General features: G+C 43.5%; 22 protein-coding genes. 4 read left to right on the top strand and 18 right to left on the bottom strand.

All coding sequences use genetic code 11. The features are described 5' to 3' along the window. Positions 1-119: 119 nt before the first annotated feature. The 16 genes from ACSSU7_RS07670 to ACSSU7_RS07595 all read right to left on the bottom strand — a co-directional run bounded on the left by ACSSU7_RS07670 (position 120) and on the right by ACSSU7_RS07595 (position 7,536). The gene (locus ACSSU7_RS07670) at positions 120-497 is read right to left on the bottom strand and encodes a hypothetical protein (protein ID WP_492515965.1); all 378 of its coding nucleotides are present in this window, start codon (positions 495-497) and stop codon (positions 120-122) included. 198 nt (positions 498-695) lie between these two features. Then, on the bottom strand, positions 696-1,250 hold the full coding sequence (locus ACSSU7_RS07665) for a hypothetical protein (RefSeq protein WP_492515964.1): 555 nt from the start codon (positions 1,248-1,250) through the stop codon (positions 696-698). A gap of 68 nt (positions 1,251-1,318) precedes the next feature. Beyond that, positions 1,319-1,711 carry a ribonuclease E inhibitor RraB gene (locus tag ACSSU7_RS07660; RefSeq protein WP_492515963.1) on the bottom strand — a complete coding sequence of 131 codons (393 nt, stop codon included), beginning with the start codon at positions 1,709-1,711 and terminating at the stop codon, positions 1,319-1,321. A 63-nt stretch (positions 1,712-1,774) separates the two neighbouring features. Next, positions 1,775-2,089 (bottom strand): hypothetical protein, encoded by a 315-nt coding sequence (locus tag ACSSU7_RS07655; protein ID WP_492515962.1) that lies wholly within the window; start codon positions 2,087-2,089, stop codon positions 1,775-1,777. Between the two features lie 48 nt (positions 2,090-2,137). Then, positions 2,138-2,473, bottom strand: a complete 336-nt coding sequence (locus ACSSU7_RS07650) for a hypothetical protein (RefSeq protein ID WP_492515961.1) — start codon at positions 2,471-2,473, stop codon at positions 2,138-2,140. A gap of 16 nt (positions 2,474-2,489) precedes the next feature. Continuing rightward, a complete protein-coding gene (locus tag ACSSU7_RS07645) occupies positions 2,490-2,825 on the bottom strand; it encodes a hypothetical protein (RefSeq protein ID WP_492515960.1) in 336 nt (111 codons plus the stop codon). Positions 2,826-3,276: 451 nt separating this feature from the next. Beyond that, positions 3,277-3,630, bottom strand: coding sequence for a hypothetical protein (locus tag ACSSU7_RS07640; protein WP_492515959.1), 354 nt, complete (start codon positions 3,628-3,630; stop codon positions 3,277-3,279). Positions 3,631-4,047: 417 nt separating this feature from the next. Next, complete coding sequence (locus ACSSU7_RS07635; protein WP_492515958.1) at positions 4,048-4,314, bottom strand: hypothetical protein; 267 nt, start codon at positions 4,312-4,314, stop codon at positions 4,048-4,050. A 62-nt stretch (positions 4,315-4,376) separates the two neighbouring features. Next, the gene (locus ACSSU7_RS07630; RefSeq protein ID WP_492515957.1) at positions 4,377-4,631 is read right to left on the bottom strand and encodes a hypothetical protein; all 255 of its coding nucleotides are present in this window, start codon (positions 4,629-4,631) and stop codon (positions 4,377-4,379) included. An 81-nt stretch (positions 4,632-4,712) separates the two neighbouring features. After that, a complete protein-coding gene (locus ACSSU7_RS07625) occupies positions 4,713-4,976 on the bottom strand; it encodes a hypothetical protein (RefSeq protein ID WP_492515956.1) in 264 nt (87 codons plus the stop codon). Between the two features lie 62 nt (positions 4,977-5,038). Beyond that, complete coding sequence (locus ACSSU7_RS07620) at positions 5,039-5,413, bottom strand: hypothetical protein (protein WP_492515955.1); 375 nt, start codon at positions 5,411-5,413, stop codon at positions 5,039-5,041. A 66-nt stretch (positions 5,414-5,479) separates the two neighbouring features. Beyond that, positions 5,480-5,887, bottom strand: coding sequence for a hypothetical protein (locus ACSSU7_RS07615; protein ID WP_492515954.1), 408 nt, complete (start codon positions 5,885-5,887; stop codon positions 5,480-5,482). Positions 5,888-5,906: 19 nt separating this feature from the next. Beyond that, a complete protein-coding gene (locus ACSSU7_RS07610) occupies positions 5,907-6,224 on the bottom strand; it encodes a hypothetical protein (protein WP_492515953.1) in 318 nt (105 codons plus the stop codon). An 80-nt stretch (positions 6,225-6,304) separates the two neighbouring features. Continuing rightward, on the bottom strand, positions 6,305-6,487 hold the full coding sequence (locus ACSSU7_RS07605) for a hypothetical protein (RefSeq protein ID WP_492515952.1): 183 nt from the start codon (positions 6,485-6,487) through the stop codon (positions 6,305-6,307). A 164-nt stretch (positions 6,488-6,651) separates the two neighbouring features. Then, positions 6,652-6,945 carry a hypothetical protein gene (locus ACSSU7_RS07600; RefSeq protein WP_492515951.1) on the bottom strand — a complete coding sequence of 98 codons (294 nt, stop codon included), beginning with the start codon at positions 6,943-6,945 and terminating at the stop codon, positions 6,652-6,654. A 72-nt stretch (positions 6,946-7,017) separates the two neighbouring features. Then, positions 7,018-7,536 carry a DUF2059 domain-containing protein gene (locus tag ACSSU7_RS07595; protein ID WP_492515950.1) on the bottom strand — a complete coding sequence of 173 codons (519 nt, stop codon included), beginning with the start codon at positions 7,534-7,536 and terminating at the stop codon, positions 7,018-7,020. Between the two features lie 637 nt (positions 7,537-8,173). Here ACSSU7_RS07595 and ACSSU7_RS07590 point away from each other — a divergent pair. The 4 genes from ACSSU7_RS07590 (at position 8,174) to ACSSU7_RS07575 (ending at position 12,713) form a co-directional block, all read left to right on the top strand. Next, the gene (locus tag ACSSU7_RS07590) at positions 8,174-9,169 is read left to right on the top strand and encodes an integron integrase (RefSeq protein WP_492515949.1); all 996 of its coding nucleotides are present in this window, start codon (positions 8,174-8,176) and stop codon (positions 9,167-9,169) included. A 132-nt stretch (positions 9,170-9,301) separates the two neighbouring features. After that, positions 9,302-11,152 carry a dihydroxy-acid dehydratase gene (gene ilvD / locus ACSSU7_RS07585; protein WP_492515948.1) on the top strand — a complete coding sequence of 617 codons (1,851 nt, stop codon included), beginning with the start codon at positions 9,302-9,304 and terminating at the stop codon, positions 11,150-11,152. A 64-nt stretch (positions 11,153-11,216) separates the two neighbouring features. Next, entirely contained in the window at positions 11,217-12,155 is a 939-nt protein-coding gene (locus tag ACSSU7_RS07580; protein ID WP_492515947.1) for a D-hexose-6-phosphate mutarotase, read from the top strand. Between the two features lie 228 nt (positions 12,156-12,383). Continuing rightward, positions 12,384-12,713 carry a c-type cytochrome gene (locus ACSSU7_RS07575; protein WP_331020678.1) on the top strand — a complete coding sequence of 110 codons (330 nt, stop codon included), beginning with the start codon at positions 12,384-12,386 and terminating at the stop codon, positions 12,711-12,713. A 106-nt stretch (positions 12,714-12,819) separates the two neighbouring features. Here ACSSU7_RS07575 and ACSSU7_RS07570 read toward each other — a convergent pair whose 3' ends face one another. Further along, positions 12,820-14,235: an APC family permease gene (locus ACSSU7_RS07570; RefSeq protein WP_492515946.1), complete on the bottom strand. Its 1,416-nt coding sequence runs from the start codon at positions 14,233-14,235 to the stop codon at positions 12,820-12,822. A 112-nt stretch (positions 14,236-14,347) separates the two neighbouring features. After that, on the bottom strand, positions 14,348-15,691 hold the full coding sequence (locus ACSSU7_RS07565; RefSeq protein WP_492515945.1) for a M18 family aminopeptidase: 1,344 nt from the start codon (positions 15,689-15,691) through the stop codon (positions 14,348-14,350). Positions 15,692-15,693 lie beyond the last annotated feature (2 nt).

The following is a 15,693-nucleotide window of genomic DNA, read 5'->3' as shown; positions in this document are numbered from 1 at the left end:
CTTATCAGATTCCGCTATTTGGAATTTACAACTCTCGCATGTAACCGTTCTCATATTCCCCTAACGTTTGACATAAGGGGCGCGCTTTAGCGCGTCCCGCTTGATGGATGGGTTGGGCATTACTCTTTTGCCCACTGAGTTAAATCACTTACTGGCTGTGGAAAGCGCCCCTCAAGCCATTTTGCAACAGTGCCTGGCTTGAACTCTTTATTTGAACACTCAATTACCCATGAGAGATATTCGCTTGGGCCGCCGTTCATATAAGGCGGTGGCGATACTGGTTTGAATGTGGTTGGTAACCTTTCATTTAATGAGAGGTAGTTAAGTACATGTCCGAACTCTTGAACAACATGCCAAGCCAATGAGTTGTTAATATCAATTGAAAACTTTACCCACCATAGACCATCTTGGTCATGTCCATGACTAAATGGCGGTGCAATGGCTGGCACCGAAGTAAGGAATGATTCAAGTGAGATAAAGTCGCGGTCGTCGCTCATGATGCCCAACGGGGCGCGAGTTATGCGACACCCCGAATAATTAAAGATATGCGTAGCATAGATTTAATATTGAGTGGGCGCAAGCCGCGAAGCGGTGTTCGAATCAACGAAGGGATAGGGGTCGCGGAGCGACCATCCCGAAGTTGAGATAACTCGCGCCCCGATAGGCGGTCGCGAAGCGACCGCCTATCGTTTGAATTAAGGGGCGCGCTTTAGCGCGTCCCGCTTGAATGATGGGTTAGGCATTTTTGGCCTGATATTTAGTAAAGAAAAACGCCAGTTTTCTAAAATGGAACATAGCCCACGGAGTTCTTCTGATTCTCCAACAAGAGCTTCAATACCAGCCCCTAGTGGAAATTCTGTATTTTCGTTTATACCGTAAGAGCGCAAAGTCTTAGTTGTTTCGTTAAGAGGCCAGTTATCCCACTCTTCATGATGTTTGAAATAATTAGCAAGGGCGTTAATTAATTCTATATATGAGTATTGGTGGTATTCAGTTTCTTTATATTTGTAGAGATCTAGTTTTTTGTGATTAGATTTTTGAATATCATTTACATCACTAACTGTGCCTACAGCATACGCTTGGCAAGCAACTAAAACTGCCCCATAAAAATACTCGGCATACTCTTTTGCAGTAACTCCATCCAAAACACCTGCTTTTGAAAACGCTATTAACTCATTAATTGCATTCGTTGAGGTTGTGCAAAGAGTCCTTAAGGGTGTTGAGCGATAGTCAGCCTCTTTGAAATGCATTTATGCCTAACGATTGAATTAAGGGGCCAGCTTTAGCTGGTCCCGCTTGAATGATGGGTTAGGTATTTTCATTTGACTACTGGTGAACCCCAACCATCATATTCACCTTTTTCAGTAGCTGACATGGCATTAAATTTTTTCCTTAGAGCCGTAAGCTCAGCATCACTAGGAACCATTGATTTTGTGGCTAGGACGACAAAGTCATTTCCTTTTGCCGCTTGCTCGGCTTTTGCCGAAAAACCTTCTGATTTTAGCATCGTGGCAATTCTCTCCGCAGCTTCCAACGTAGGGAAGTAAAAAAAGAACTCAATGTCGTGGGGCTTGCTGATATTTGAGCCAGCTTTTTTGAGTTGTTGAATCACTTGCCCGTCAAGGCTAAGTTCAGCAGACGTGCCAATACGAGAGTAAATTAAAAAGCCTGCAATAAGTAAAATGATAAGACTTGTTATGGATGTGTTCATATTCTTAATACCTAACGTTTGAATTAAGAGGCGCGCTTTACCGCGTCCTGCTTGAATGATGGGTTAGGCATGAGTGCTCACCATAGTAGAAATGATTTCATTCTTTAGCTCCACAGAGACGTTATGCCATTTTGTTTCAGGTTTAATGCGTAGTTCACAGTCTTGCTCTTTTGCGGCACCGAGAATTCTCTGAAACCACCAAATTGGCGTAGCTAGTTGCGCTCGAGGTGGGGGCGGAGCAAATAGATAACGGCCTTCATCGTCCCAACCGACCTCCATTGCTTCGCGGTAGATATATGGAAATGTCTTAGTCAGCGGCATCACGTAGAGCCGACCTTTATCGTCAATTCCAATGTCGGTGATTGCATCATTATCCATTTGGAATGCCTAACGTTTGACATAAGGGGCGCCGTTAGGCGTCCCGCTTTAATGATGGGTTAGCCCGTAAGCTTGAATAATTTTAACGCACTCTTCAAGCACTGCGGCACGGTAATCGTTTTCAATTCTAGCTAATTTAAAATCATTTTTAAGCATTGCTTTAGGCTCCCATAATAACCGTGCACTACCAATTGGAAGCTCCGCAGGAATAGCAGAAATAAACTCTGCAAAGATTTTGTGTTTTTGCGCCATTTCAACACCCAGTAATGACAAAATGCCTTGAACTCTGCTTGCACCTACTGCTAAACCAACTTGCAATGACAACAATGCCTTTGCAGCACTAATAAGTCTTTTTGTTCGAGCTTCTAGTTGTTCAGGTGTCATATGGCTAACGTTTGAATTAAGGGGCGCCGTTAGGCGTCCCGCTTGAATGATGGGTTAGGCTGGGACCAACTTTCTGAACCAAAAGAAAATGTGGCTCAAGCCCTACGAAATGAAAGCCTGCATCTATACCCTTACGAATCTTGAAAGTCATACCTACAAAGCCATATTTGTCAAAACCATCCACTTTTTTGCACTGCCCCAACAAGTGTTTAAAGACACGCTCTCGTTCCGCTCTAATCTCAGGTTGTTGTACCCATGAAAAATCTGGAATAGCAATTATTCGAACGCGGGAACCAATGTAAATTTGATTCCCTCGTGCATCAATCGGCTCAAAGATTTCAATCTTTTCCACTTATGCCTAACGTTTGAATTAAGGGGCTGGCTTTAGCCAGTCCCGCTTGAATGATGGGTTAGGGCCAGACTTACCATGCTTGAAGTAGATAAAGCACGAAAGGAGGCAGCCCCACCCCAAAAATGATAATAACAATATGGCAGCAACCGTCCCCGGAGCACCGCCCTCTGGGACTAGCCAAACAAAAAACGACATTACGCTAGGTATATGCTCGGCTGGATAAAGGAGTATGAAGCCAACCAGTCCATAGGCGTAACCTGGCCAAAACAGTGGGCACCATGGCGAATTAAACCCGAGAAATGAGGCGAGTGCCATTAAAGCTAGAACTACAACGGCAGCGACCGCACTCAAACAAAACCCGAAAAAAACTGCCTTCATGCTTTGAGCCCTAACGTTTGAATTAAGGGGCGCCGTTAGGCGTCCCGCTTGAATGATGGGTTAGGTGTAAGCATTACTCTTTAAACTTAAACTTAGTGTTCGTAACCGCTATTAACATACCAACTAAGCCAGCAGCAGCAATGCATAGAGAAAATAAAGCATCGAAAACTACGCCAACAAAAAATAGCTTTGGTGAGTCAAGTTTGCTGACAGCAACCTTTCCCTTAAAAAATATAGGCATTACTTTGCCAAGGTTGAAGTCTATGTAAGTGATGAAAAGCAATCCTAAACCCAGCGCAAAAGGTAAAAAGCAATAAAAAAATAGGATAGTTCTAGGAATTTTATGTCTTTTCTTATGTGCCGCGATACACATTAGGACAATAAGCGCCATAAGCAAAGAAATTGAAATAACATCTAAATACTTCACTATTACACCTAACGTTTGAATTAAGGGGCGCCGTTAGGCGTCCCGCTTGAATGATGGGTTAGGCGACTATTTTTCCAAAAGCCGAATAAAACTGTGGCTATAAGCGATAGAAAAAACCCATTTAAAAACCAAATTAGTAAGGACTCTTTTAATAATAAAGTTAGAGGAAACCCTAGAGCGATGATTAACCAATCGATAACTTTTAGGGAAAAGGAAATTGAATAAGGACGTGAACCATAATAATCACCTAGCGCCATATGAGAGCCAACAGAACAAAATGCCAGCAATATAAGAGCCAAGGCATATGTAGCAAAAAAGATAAGAAAAAATGTCCGACTTTTCAACTTGAAGCCTAACGTTTGAATTAAGGGGCTGGCATTAGCCAGTCCCGCTTGAATGATGGGTTAGGTTGAAAATTTACCATACTTGCTCACTCCATTGTTTATGCTGGATATTGATGTAACGCCCTGAAATAAGACCAGATATAAAAACTAGCCAAGAAATGCAGCTAATAACCCAACTAAGAGCAAACAATGATAATGGAACAACTACCAGTACTTTGAGGCCAAGCCAAGTGAAAATAAACCCAATTAAACCAAACGCAATACCTAAAAGGCAGGCGCAAACAAATACAACCCATGAGCGTGGTTTATTTAGCGGAATAAATGGCTTAGATTCACTCAATTGTTTTAAAACCTAACGTTTGAGTTAAGGGGCGCCGTCAGGCGTCCCGCTTGAACGATGGGTTAGGCTGTAACTTGATAATGCCATAAGCCCATGTACATAAACACAACAGCGATACCAACATCATACAATGCCTTGCCAATATTAATTCCCACCCCTAAAGTTTTGGCAATTATTTCTGCTAATGCGCACCCTCGTCCGTTTGTGAGGCAGACTGTTTGAGAGCTTGCATCAAGAAATGCAAAAATCAAAAACATTGCAGCTGCTAACACTGATAGAACAAGTACAGGAATTCTTTGTTCTTTTGAAGTTTTCACATTCAGCCTAACGTTTGACATAAGGGGCGCCGCAAGGCGTCCCGCTTGATGGATGGGTTAGAGCTAAACTCGATATTACTTTCATTGAGCTGTTGCCCATGCTTTGGGTACTACCTTAAATAACCTATCAATATTACTTTCTCTTTCTTTTGCGCAGGTAAAGATTAGGGTTGAGATTTTTAGTTTTTCTTCTCGACTTAAGCTGCTGTCGTCAATTTTCTCTCTTTGAGTTGGGGTGCTACATTCAAAGAATAGTTGTGAGAGCCTAGCAACACGCCCCAAATTTACACTGTAGTAAAGTGCTACGAAAAATATAGTGATGAAAATTAACTTTTTCAATGACATGCTTAATAGCTCATAACGTTTGAATTAAGGGGTGCCGTTAGGCGTCCCGCTTGAATAATGGGTTAGCCATTACTGGCCGATGAAACTTGAATGCTGTTGATATGAACCCGAAACATAGAGCTAACTAAACGGATGGCGTATTTCTCAAGAGGCTCACCAGACCAAAAGTCCTTTTTGTAATTAAGCATACTGGCTTCATAGGTCTCACCAAGGGTGTATGTGCCCGATAGTTCTTTAATAATTAGAAACCAAAACTCTGAGTCTCTAGTCTTTTTGGCTGGATAACTTCCATGCTGTTCAACAAGCTTAATTACTCCACAAACTAACTGGTTTAACGAAACGGTAACCCCATCACGATAAGTGTTAACTCCCCATCCGTTTGTTTCATCAAGATGTTGCAATTCGTAAAGCACTTCTTCTTCACTAAGGCTACGCATCCTTACCTCGATGGCTAACGTTTGACATAAGGGGCTGGCTTTAGCCAGTCCCGCTTGATGGTTTGGTTAGGCACGGGAACTCCAAACCATGAATAAGCCAGTAATTGAAACTGGAACACCCAATATAACAATAGGCACTAACAACCACATAATGCCCATCATTTCACGGTTGCCAGTTATGTATGAAACTAAGGCTGGTAGAACTATAGCAAGTGTTGCCGATACATTAATGATTGCGAGTAACCAATGACCGATTTTAAAGCGATTTTCTCTACCCTCTTTGATTCTTATTGGAGAAAGCCCAGATTTATACCAAATTAAAAACAGTGGCAAAGCTGGAATTAAATACAAGACAGGAAGCAAATAGGAGCTAACGTGTAAAAACGAAACTAATAGAAATATAAAACCCATTGCGAACTGAATTGCAAACGCATAACAAGGAAGAAATATATTTAGATTACGAAGATGATTCATTTTTTGCCTAACGTTTGAATTAAGGGGCGCCGTTAGGCGTCCCGCTTGAATGATGGGTTAGGGATTGCTTTTTCTGTCTGCGGAATGTGACAATTCCTTGAGCAAGTAAGCCCCAACCGAAAGCTGCTACAAAACCACTAGAGGTCATGGCGTTACCAAAAGATAAGAAAGAATCGTTTTGGAGCTGCATGTATAAATTTGTAATTCCCGTGAAAATGATAGCCAGACCAATTAGTATTGAATGAAAACAACGGTCAGGCTTTAATATAAGCGCCCATAATGCACCGAACCCAATTGGAATAACGATATAGAAAAAAACTGCACTCAATGTGCTCATAAAGCCCTAACGTTTGAATTAAGGGGCTGGCTTTAGCCAGTCCCGCTTGAATGATGGGTTAGGTTTAATAAGTGGCATAATTAGCTGTAAATTACCGTTAGACCAATTAAAGCGCCAACAAATATAAAGATAAAAAACCACATACAGATGGTTTGGATTTTTTTGGACTCTAACTCAGAGTAACCCATGCTTTTGAGAGTTGAGTTCACAACTGCTGAGAGGGTATCTCCCACAAGGCCAGCTATAGCTTCTTCTATTGCCATATAAACCTAACGTTTGAATTAAGGGGCCTGCTTTAGCAGGTCCCGCTTGAATGATTGGTTAGAGCAAAGGATACAATAAACCTTAGGCATGAGGAACATGAGCAGCAGAGAAACATTGTAAAGAACGGTAAATTCACTTATGTACTGATTGTGGTGTAACTGGTTTAATCAACTCGCTTAGATGATGGGTTGGAGCTACGGCCATCAATAACCCAGCCAACAAAATATAAAAACAAAATAGTAGGCAACCCCAATAGAGCATAAGCACCCACCCACGAGAGGTTTTGTAGTTTTGGCGATAGGCCAATTGCATCAATGCCAGCCATTTGAATAACTATCGGTAATTGTAGAAAAACATACTGCCCTTTGAAGTCACCACCTGCTGAGTAAGCAAGTGCGATGCAAACGGCGATGACTAAAGCATAAATTAAACAGAGAGTTTTCCCGATGCGACTCATAGGTTTTTAATAGCTCTAACGTTTGAATTAAGGGGCGCCGTTTGGCGTCCCGCTTGAATGATGGGTTAGCACTTATGTTTTTTTCGACAGATCTATAAGCTCTATTACTAAATCAATAAATGATTGATCTAATTGTTGTTGGATGATTTTAAGCATGGATTCGGTTAGAGCAGTGCCTACTTTAGCCGTTGCAGCAACATCTTTTTGACCGATTGGTGATTTATAGTAAGCCAATATTGTATTTAGCTCTTCGATAGATAGATTCTCAGCATAAACTCTTGCCATTCCCGAAAGTAACATTTCCGATGTTATGGCACTCATATTTCTTTTTACGAAATTAGTCATAACTTCATTAGCTTTATCTTTTGGTATTGTCGATGTTTCTGGATTGTCTGAAATTACCTTGTTAAACATGCTTTTAGATAAACTCTCGATTGCTCCACCTTTCATTATTTCTAGCTGGCTATTTAGCTGTTCGGTTAGATGCTGAGCATTAAATATTTCTATTGTAGTATTTTCGCGCTCAGACACATCAGCAAATGAACAAAGCGGATGGCAGATTAGTATGGCAAGTAAAACTAATATTTTCATAAAGCAAACTTTTCTTTCTAGATAATGGCTAACGTTTGAATTAAGGGGCTGGCTTTAGCCAGTCCCGCTTGAATGATGGGTTAGAGCCGACATGTACAAACAAAGGTAAATGGTAAGCTAAGATAATAAATACTCCCAATTCACGAAAAAGCTAAGTGTAATTAAGCCACAAATAATAACGATAGCCCAAACGCGATGGGCCATCTCCAAATCGGAAGATGTGCCCCACAAGTGACTAAGCATGATGATGACAGAGGTCGTGCCAAATAATGCACCATACAAAAGGGATAGAAATGAAACGAAACCAACCCAGACAAAAAATACAATTGAATAAAGATGCCTACTAAATTTAAATAAAAAATATGGGTTAGAAGAGTGGGTTTTAAAAATAAGTGCAATAGGTAAAAGTGATAGTGTAAGTGCGACTAAAACAAAAGCTAACAAAGCTCCAAATATCCTATCCCCAATTCCTGTCGGACCATTGTCTATGATTACCATATATTTTAGGCTCTAACGTAAAGTAGGCATCCTATTTGACGTAAAACTTTGCGTCATAGGATGTCTTTTTGTATAAATTTTGTGTAAAGTATGCTGTAAAATCATATTGTTATTAATTATTAGTGCATCCTAAAATAAAATGAATGCTACGTCAAAAATTCTAGCGCCTAACGAACCTAAGTTGCTGGATATCGTGCGCGGTAAAATCCGTTTAAAGCATTACAGTATTCGTACTGAGGAAGCATATGCTGATTGGATTAAACGCTATATTTTGCATTTTGACAAGCAGCACCCTAAGGATTTAGGTGCTGTTGAGGTTGAGGCGTTTTTAACGCATTTGGCCGTCGCTGGTAAAGTTTCGGCCAGTACGCAAAATCAAGCCAAGAGCGCGTTATTGTTTTTATATAAAGAGGTATTGAAAGCGGAGTTGCCGTGGCTAGATGATATAGAGCGCGCAAAAGCCCCCAAGCGCCTGCCTGTGGTGTTGACACAGCAAGAGGTACAGGCTGTTTTAAAATATTTAGAGGGCACTCATTATCTTGTAGTGAGTATGTTGTACGGTGCCGGTATGCGAATTTTAGAGGCATTACGTTTGCGCGTAAAAGACATTGATTTCTCTCGTAAGGAGATTCTAATCCGTGACGGTAAAGGGTTTAAAGATAGGGTGACTATGTTGCCAGTCAGTTTAGTTGCGCCATTGCAAGCGCATTTAGATAAAGTAAAAGCGCTGCACGAGCAGGACTTGCTAGCGGGCTATGGAGCGGTATATATGCCGCATGCGCTAGATAAAAAATATCCATATGCTGCGCGTGATTGGGCATGGCAATATGTGTTTCCTTCGGCGAAATTATCTACAGACCCACGTAGCGAAGATGCAGTCACCAGACGCCATCATGTGCAAGATCAAGCGATACAGCGCGCTGTGCGTCAAGCGGTGCGTGATGCTGGTATTGTGAAACCGGCAACGCCCCATACATTTCGTCATAGTTTTGCGACACATTTACTCGAAGGCGGCTACGATATTCGCACCGTGCAAGAGTTATTGGGGCATTCTGACGTGAGTACGACCATGATTTATACGCATGTGCTGAATAAAGGCGGACGTGGTGTGAGCAGCCCTTTGGATACTTTATAAGGCGTTGGCGTAAGTTTTAGTACTTTTGCATAATGAAATCATACGTTTCTTTCACATTTCTTTGGCTAGTTGGCGCTAGCTAGTCTAAAATTACACTTTATTGTTTATTTACTTTTTTTACGGATTTTTATCATGCCAGTTTATCGTTCACATACCACTACTCACGGTCGCAACATGGCGGGCGCGCGCGCATTATGGCGTGCCACTGGCATGAAAGACGGTGATTTTGATAAACCAATTATCGCAGTTGCTAACTCGTTTACTCAATTTGTGCCGGGTCACGTACATTTAAAAGACATGGGCCAATTAGTTGCCCGTGAAATTGAAAAAGCAGGTGGCGTAGCCAAAGAATTTAATACCATTGCCGTTGATGACGGTATCGCGATGGGACATGGTGGCATGCTATATAGCTTACCAAGCCGCGATTTAATTGCAGACAGCGTTGAATACATGGTGAATGCGCACTGTGCAGATGCGCTCGTATGTATTTCAAACTGTGACAAAATTACCCCAGGTATGTTGATGGCGGCCTTGCGTTTGAATATCCCTGTGGTGTTTGTATCTGGCGGCCCAATGGAGGCTGGTAAAGTAAATTGGAATGGCAATACACATAAACTAGATTTAGTAGATGCCATGGTGGCCGCGGCTGATAGCAATGTAAGTGACGCAGAAGCTGACGCAATTGAGCGCTCAGCTTGCCCAACTTGTGGCTCTTGCTCTGGTATGTTTACTGCTAACTCAATGAACTGCTTAACCGAAGCGTTAGGCTTAAGCTTGCCTGGCAATGGCTCAACCTTGGCCACGCATGCGGCACGTAAAGAGTTGTTCCTAAAAGCAGGGCGTTTAATTGTAGACCTTGCAAAACGCCATTATGAGCAAGATGATTACACCGTATTGCCACGCAGCATTGCCAACATGAAGGCGTTTGAAAATGCCATGAGCTTAGACGTAGCAATGGGCGGCTCTACCAATACCGTATTACATTTGCTAGCAGCAGCACATGAAGCTGGTTTAGATTTCACCATGAGTGATATTGACCGCATTTCACGTAAAGTGCCGTGCGTAAGTAAAGTAGCGCCAGCCACAGCTAAATACCATATGGAAGACGTGCACCGTGCAGGTGGCGTCATGGGTATTTTGGGTGAGCTTGATCGTGCGGGTGTGATCCACCGTGATACGCCAATGGTACACAGCCCAAGCCTAGGCGAAGCGCTCAATGAGTGGGACATTAAAGTCACTAAAAATGAAGATGTGAAGAAGTTCTTCCGTGCAGCACCTGGTGGCATTTCAACCACCATCGCGTTTTCTCAAAGTATGCTTTACCCAACACTGGATGATGACAGAAGCGAAGGCTGTATCCGTGATAAAGCCCATGCCTACTCACAAGATGGCGGCTTGGCAGTGCTCTATGGCAACATCGCATTAGATGGCTGTATTGTAAAAACTGCGGGTGTGGATGACAGTATTTTGAAATTTACTGGCCGTGCACGTATTTTTGAGAGCCAAGACGCTTCAGTAGAAGCGATTCTTGCCGATAAAATCGTAGCGGGTGACGTAGTGGTGATTCGCTACGAAGGCCCACGCGGTGGCCCTGGTATGCAAGAAATGCTGTATCCGACTTCATACTTGAAATCTAAAGGCTTAGGTAAGGCGTGTGCGTTGCTGACAGACGGACGCTTCTCTGGCGGCACCTCTGGCTTGAGTATTGGCCATGCCTCACCAGAAGCAGCTGAAGGCGGTGCCATCGGCTTGGTGCAAGAAAACGACACGATTGAAATTGATATTCCAAACCGTACGATTCACTTAGTAATTAGCGATGAAGAAATGGCGCACCGTCGGGCAAAAATGGAAGATAAAGGCAAAGATGCCTGGAAGCCTGTTAACCGTGAAAGAGCGGTTTCACCAGCATTGCGCGCATACGCTGCAATGAGTACCAGTGCTGCACGTGGTGCAGTGCGTGATGTTTCTCAAATTGAGAAATAATTTATTCAGATTTAAAATCGCTTTGATAAGTAACACCTAAAGTGAGCAATTGATAAGGTAATGTATGACATTAGATTCACTAGAAGACCATATCTTTAGAAAGAGAGACGGGCAGGGCTGTTCAACCCTGCACCCTCATGTGACAGTCACTGAAGATGAAACTGGTCTGCAATATTTAGAGATAGATAACCCATTAGCCACCGCTAAAATTGCTTTGCAAGGTGGCCATGTCATGCAATGGCAGCCTAAAACAGAAAAACAGCCAGTGCTGTGGCTTTCTGACCATGCACGCTATGTAAAAGGCCGCTCGATACGCGGTGGCGTGCCTATTTGTTGGCCTTGGTTTGGCGCGCACCCAACCGATAGCACATTATGCCCGCATGGCTTCGCCAGAGTGATTCCATGGCAATTGGTGGATGTGGATTCAACAGAAACAGGTGCAACGCGCATTGTGTTGCAGATGATAGAAACACCAGAGGCAAAAAGACAGCTTTCCTACTCATACGTACTCACCATGATGGTGACAATCGGTAAGCGTTTGAAAATTGATCTTGCCACCACCAATAAGTCTGACCATCCGTTCTTAATTGGCGAAGCATTCCACACTTATCTGAATGTGAGTGATGTGGGCAATATTCGAGTAACTGGCCTGCAAGATTGCCTGTATGCGGATAAATTACGTCAGTACAGACGTTACGTAGAGCATAACGTATTGAAGTTTGATGGCGAGTTTGACCGTGTTTACCTAGACCACAATTCAGACTGCTTAATCCATGACCCTGTTTATAACCGCTTGGTTCGTGTAGGTAAATCAGGCAGTGATACTACTGTGGTATGGAGTCCGGGTGCTGAAAAAGCGCATGCCATGGGCGATATGGGCGATGCAGACGAGTGGCGTAAAACTGTATGTGTAGAAACCGCCAATGCATTAGAAAACTCTGTGGTCATTAGCCCAAACAGAACGCATACCATGTCGGTTGAATATAGCGTGGAAGCACTGTAATACACTTTAGTATTTTTATTTTACTGTGCTGTCAACCCGTGACATTAACGGTACGTTGAGTATACCCTAGGTACTGCAAATTTATTTTAATTGCTTAAAGTTCTATATATTTTAATTGGTTGAGATAGATTTGATTTAACTCACTTGTCATAAGTTAAATTATGAGTATGATATGCGGGTTGTAAAATTTATAACTACTATTATTAAGTGTTAATTCAAGGAGATAGCATGAAAGCTTTATTATTAACAATCGCTACTGCTGGTTCTATGTTGCTTACTGCGCAAGCAGGTGCTGCGGTAGATGCAAAAGCTGCTGAAGCTTTGGCACAAAAAAGTGGCTGTCTAGCATGTCACTCAGTAGATAAAAAAGTATTAGGCCCAGCTTACAAAGATGTTGCGGCTAAATACAAAGGCGACAAAACTGCAGAAGCAAAGTTAGTTGAAAAAGTTAAAAAAGGCGGTAGCGGCGTTTGGGGCCCAATGCCAATGCCACCAATGGGCGCACAAGTTAAAGAAGCTGACATCAAAACAGTGGTTGAGTGGGTATTGTCACTTTAATTATTTGTTTAGGTGCTTGAATAAAATTCAATCGCTTGTCACATTAAAAAGCCAGCTCAAAAAGCTGGCTTTTTTGTTGCCCTTTAGTGTAATGGGGCTGTAATCGTTACCCTTTATGTTTATGCAGTAAATTCAACTTACTATGATGCATAGAGTAAACAAAGTAAAATACGATCCCCACTAATATCCAAGTGCCGAATCTAATCCAAGTGCTTGCCGGTAAGAAAGACATTAATGCGCCACATGAAATAATGCCTAATACCGGAATCAGCGGATTCCATGGGTTCTTGAATGGGCGATGCAAATTAGGTTGGCGGATACGCAATACCACTACACCCACGCATACCATGACAAAGCTTGCCAGCGTGCCTATGTTCACCGTTTCTGCGAGCTGACCAAGCGGAATAAACCCTGCCACTAGCGACACCACAAAACCGCACATCAGTATGATTCTGGTTGGTGTTTTGCGATCTGGATTTACCTTGGAAAATATAGGGGAAATAAGTCCATCGCGGCTCATAGAGAATAGGATGCGTGTTAGGCCGTAAAGCAGTACCAATAGCACGGTAATCAGGCCTGCAAGTACGCCTGTTGCCACTAAAGTAGATGACCATGTGTGGCCGATTCTGGTTAACGCATAGGCAACTGGAGAGGATACGTTAAGTTCTGTGTAAGGCACGATACCGGTGAGTAAGCCGGATACCACGATATAAACGATGGTGCAGAATACGAGCGAGCTTAGCAGGCCGATAGGTAAATCGCGTTGCGGATTTTTTGCTTCTTCAGCGGCGGTAGACACTGCATCAAAGCCAAAGTAAGCGAAAAATACGAGGGAAGCACCAGCTAATACGCCTATGTTTCTACCGTCTTCCAAGGTGCTAAACCAGCCAAACGGCATGAATGGTTGCCAGTTGTCGGTATTGAGGTGGGCAGACGCCAACGCAATAAAGATGGCAATGGTGGATAGCTTGATAATGACGATAATGTTGTTAAAGCGGGCGCTTTCTTTCACGCCTATCATTAATAGAATGGTGAGTATCCAAATGATAGAGAATGCAGGTAAGTTGATAATACCACCCATGACTGGTGCTTTAGTCATGGCTTCAGGCAGATGCATATTGAAGTTAGTGAGGGTGTTGATAAAGTAGCCAGCCCAGCCATTGGCAACAGCCGCCGCGCCTACGCCGTATTCCAGCAATAGAATCCAGCCCATAATCCATGCGATAAACTCGCCAAATGCCACATAGCTGTAGCCATAAGCACTGCCTGACCCGCCAACTGAGGCAGCAAGTTCAGCGTAGGCGAGTGCGGCAAACCCTGAAGCTACACCGGCAATAATGAACGAGAGTACAACAGCTGGGCCAGACTGTGTGGCAGCCGCAATGCCAGTTAACACGAAGATACCTGTGCCGATGGCACAGCCTATGCCTAATAGGGCTAAATCAAATGCTGATAAACATTTTTTAAGCTCGCTATCCGCGTGAGCGCTGATTATTTTAGTTCTTAGTAGCTGCTTGAGCATAACGGGTATCCTTTTAGTGTATTACTTTATGCATGGCCGAAGACGATAAATCGGTCGTGCACTGTTAACGGATGCTAAACATTAAACAATTACTGGTCAATCACCCTGGTGATTACTCGCTATTAAACAACGCGCCCAGCGCCTGTATCATGTAATGGTGATCAAGTACGCCAGCGCTTTCTCTAATGCTGTGCATGGCCCACATCGGCGAGCCAACATCTACGCTGGCAACGCCTAAACCAGAAGCAAGAATCGGCCCAATTGTGCTGCCGCAGCCTAAGTCGGTGCGGTGCGAGTATTGTTGGAATGGTACTTTTGCACGCTCGCATAGTGAGATGAAGCGCGCAGCGGTGTCTGCATTTGTTGCGTAGCGCTGGTTGGCGTTGGTTTTAATCACTGGGCCTTTGTTGACCATCACATGGTGACAAGGCTCGTATGCACCAGCATGGTTCGGATGGTATGCATGCGCCATGTCTGCGCTGACAAAAAAGCTTTGTGCCAATGCACGTAAGCGTTCTTCTTCACTTAAACCGCTGTTGCTTGTGATGCGGTTGATTACATCAGATAAAAAGCTACCGCTTGCGCCAGTAGCGCTCTCGCTGCCGACCTCTTCATGATCAAATAATGCGCAGATGTTGCTGGTCTCTTGATTGTTAGCGTTGAGCAGGGCAGTGATTGCCGCGTGGCAGGAGGCTAGGTTATCCAGCTGGCTGTTGGTGATGAACTCTTGGTTTGCACCCCAGAACCTGCCTTTTTGTGTATCAAACACATTAAACTCAAACGTGAGTATGTCTTGCGGCGCAATGTTCAATGCTGCGGCAATATACGCTAAAAACTGCTGTTCAGCCTCAACGCCCGCGGCACTTTCACCAAACAATAGTGGCAGTTCAGTTTGTTTGTTGAGTTTCAGGCCTTTTTCATTCACTTCGCGGTTCATGTGAATCGCTAAGTTGGGCAGGCGCATCAGTGCATCGTCAAACTTAAGCAGTTTGATGTCGTGACCTGTTGCCGTGCGTACAGTCACACGCCCGGCAATGCTTAAATCGCGGTCGGTAAACGTTGCTAGAATTGGCCCGCCGTAAACTTCTACACCTATGCGCAGTAGGCCGTCTGTTTCATAAGCGGCTTTAGGTTTGAGTCTTAGACTAGGGGAGTCTGTATGTGCACCCACCATGCGAAAGCCTGCATCGGCAAGCGGTTTGCTGCCAAGGGTGAAGGCAATAATGGAGGCCCCGCCACGCACTACAAAATAGCGGTTGCCCGTGCTGAGTTGCCAAGCTTGGGTTTCGTCCAGTTTGCTAAACCCTGCACTGAGTAGCTGCTGTTCAATCTGCTCAACCGCGTGCCAAGGGCTAGGGCTCAGGTCAATAAAATTAAGTAAGTCTTTTGCTAGCGTGCGTGCTTGGTCAGAAATGCTTATTGGGCTAGAAATATTGACTGGGGTTGAGGTATTCATAA

It is taken from the genome of Methylotenera sp. E1MeOHC1, from assembly GCF_058745595.1.
The sequence above is the reverse complement of the archived record's forward strand: the minus strand, read 5'-3'. Positions and strand labels throughout refer to the sequence as shown.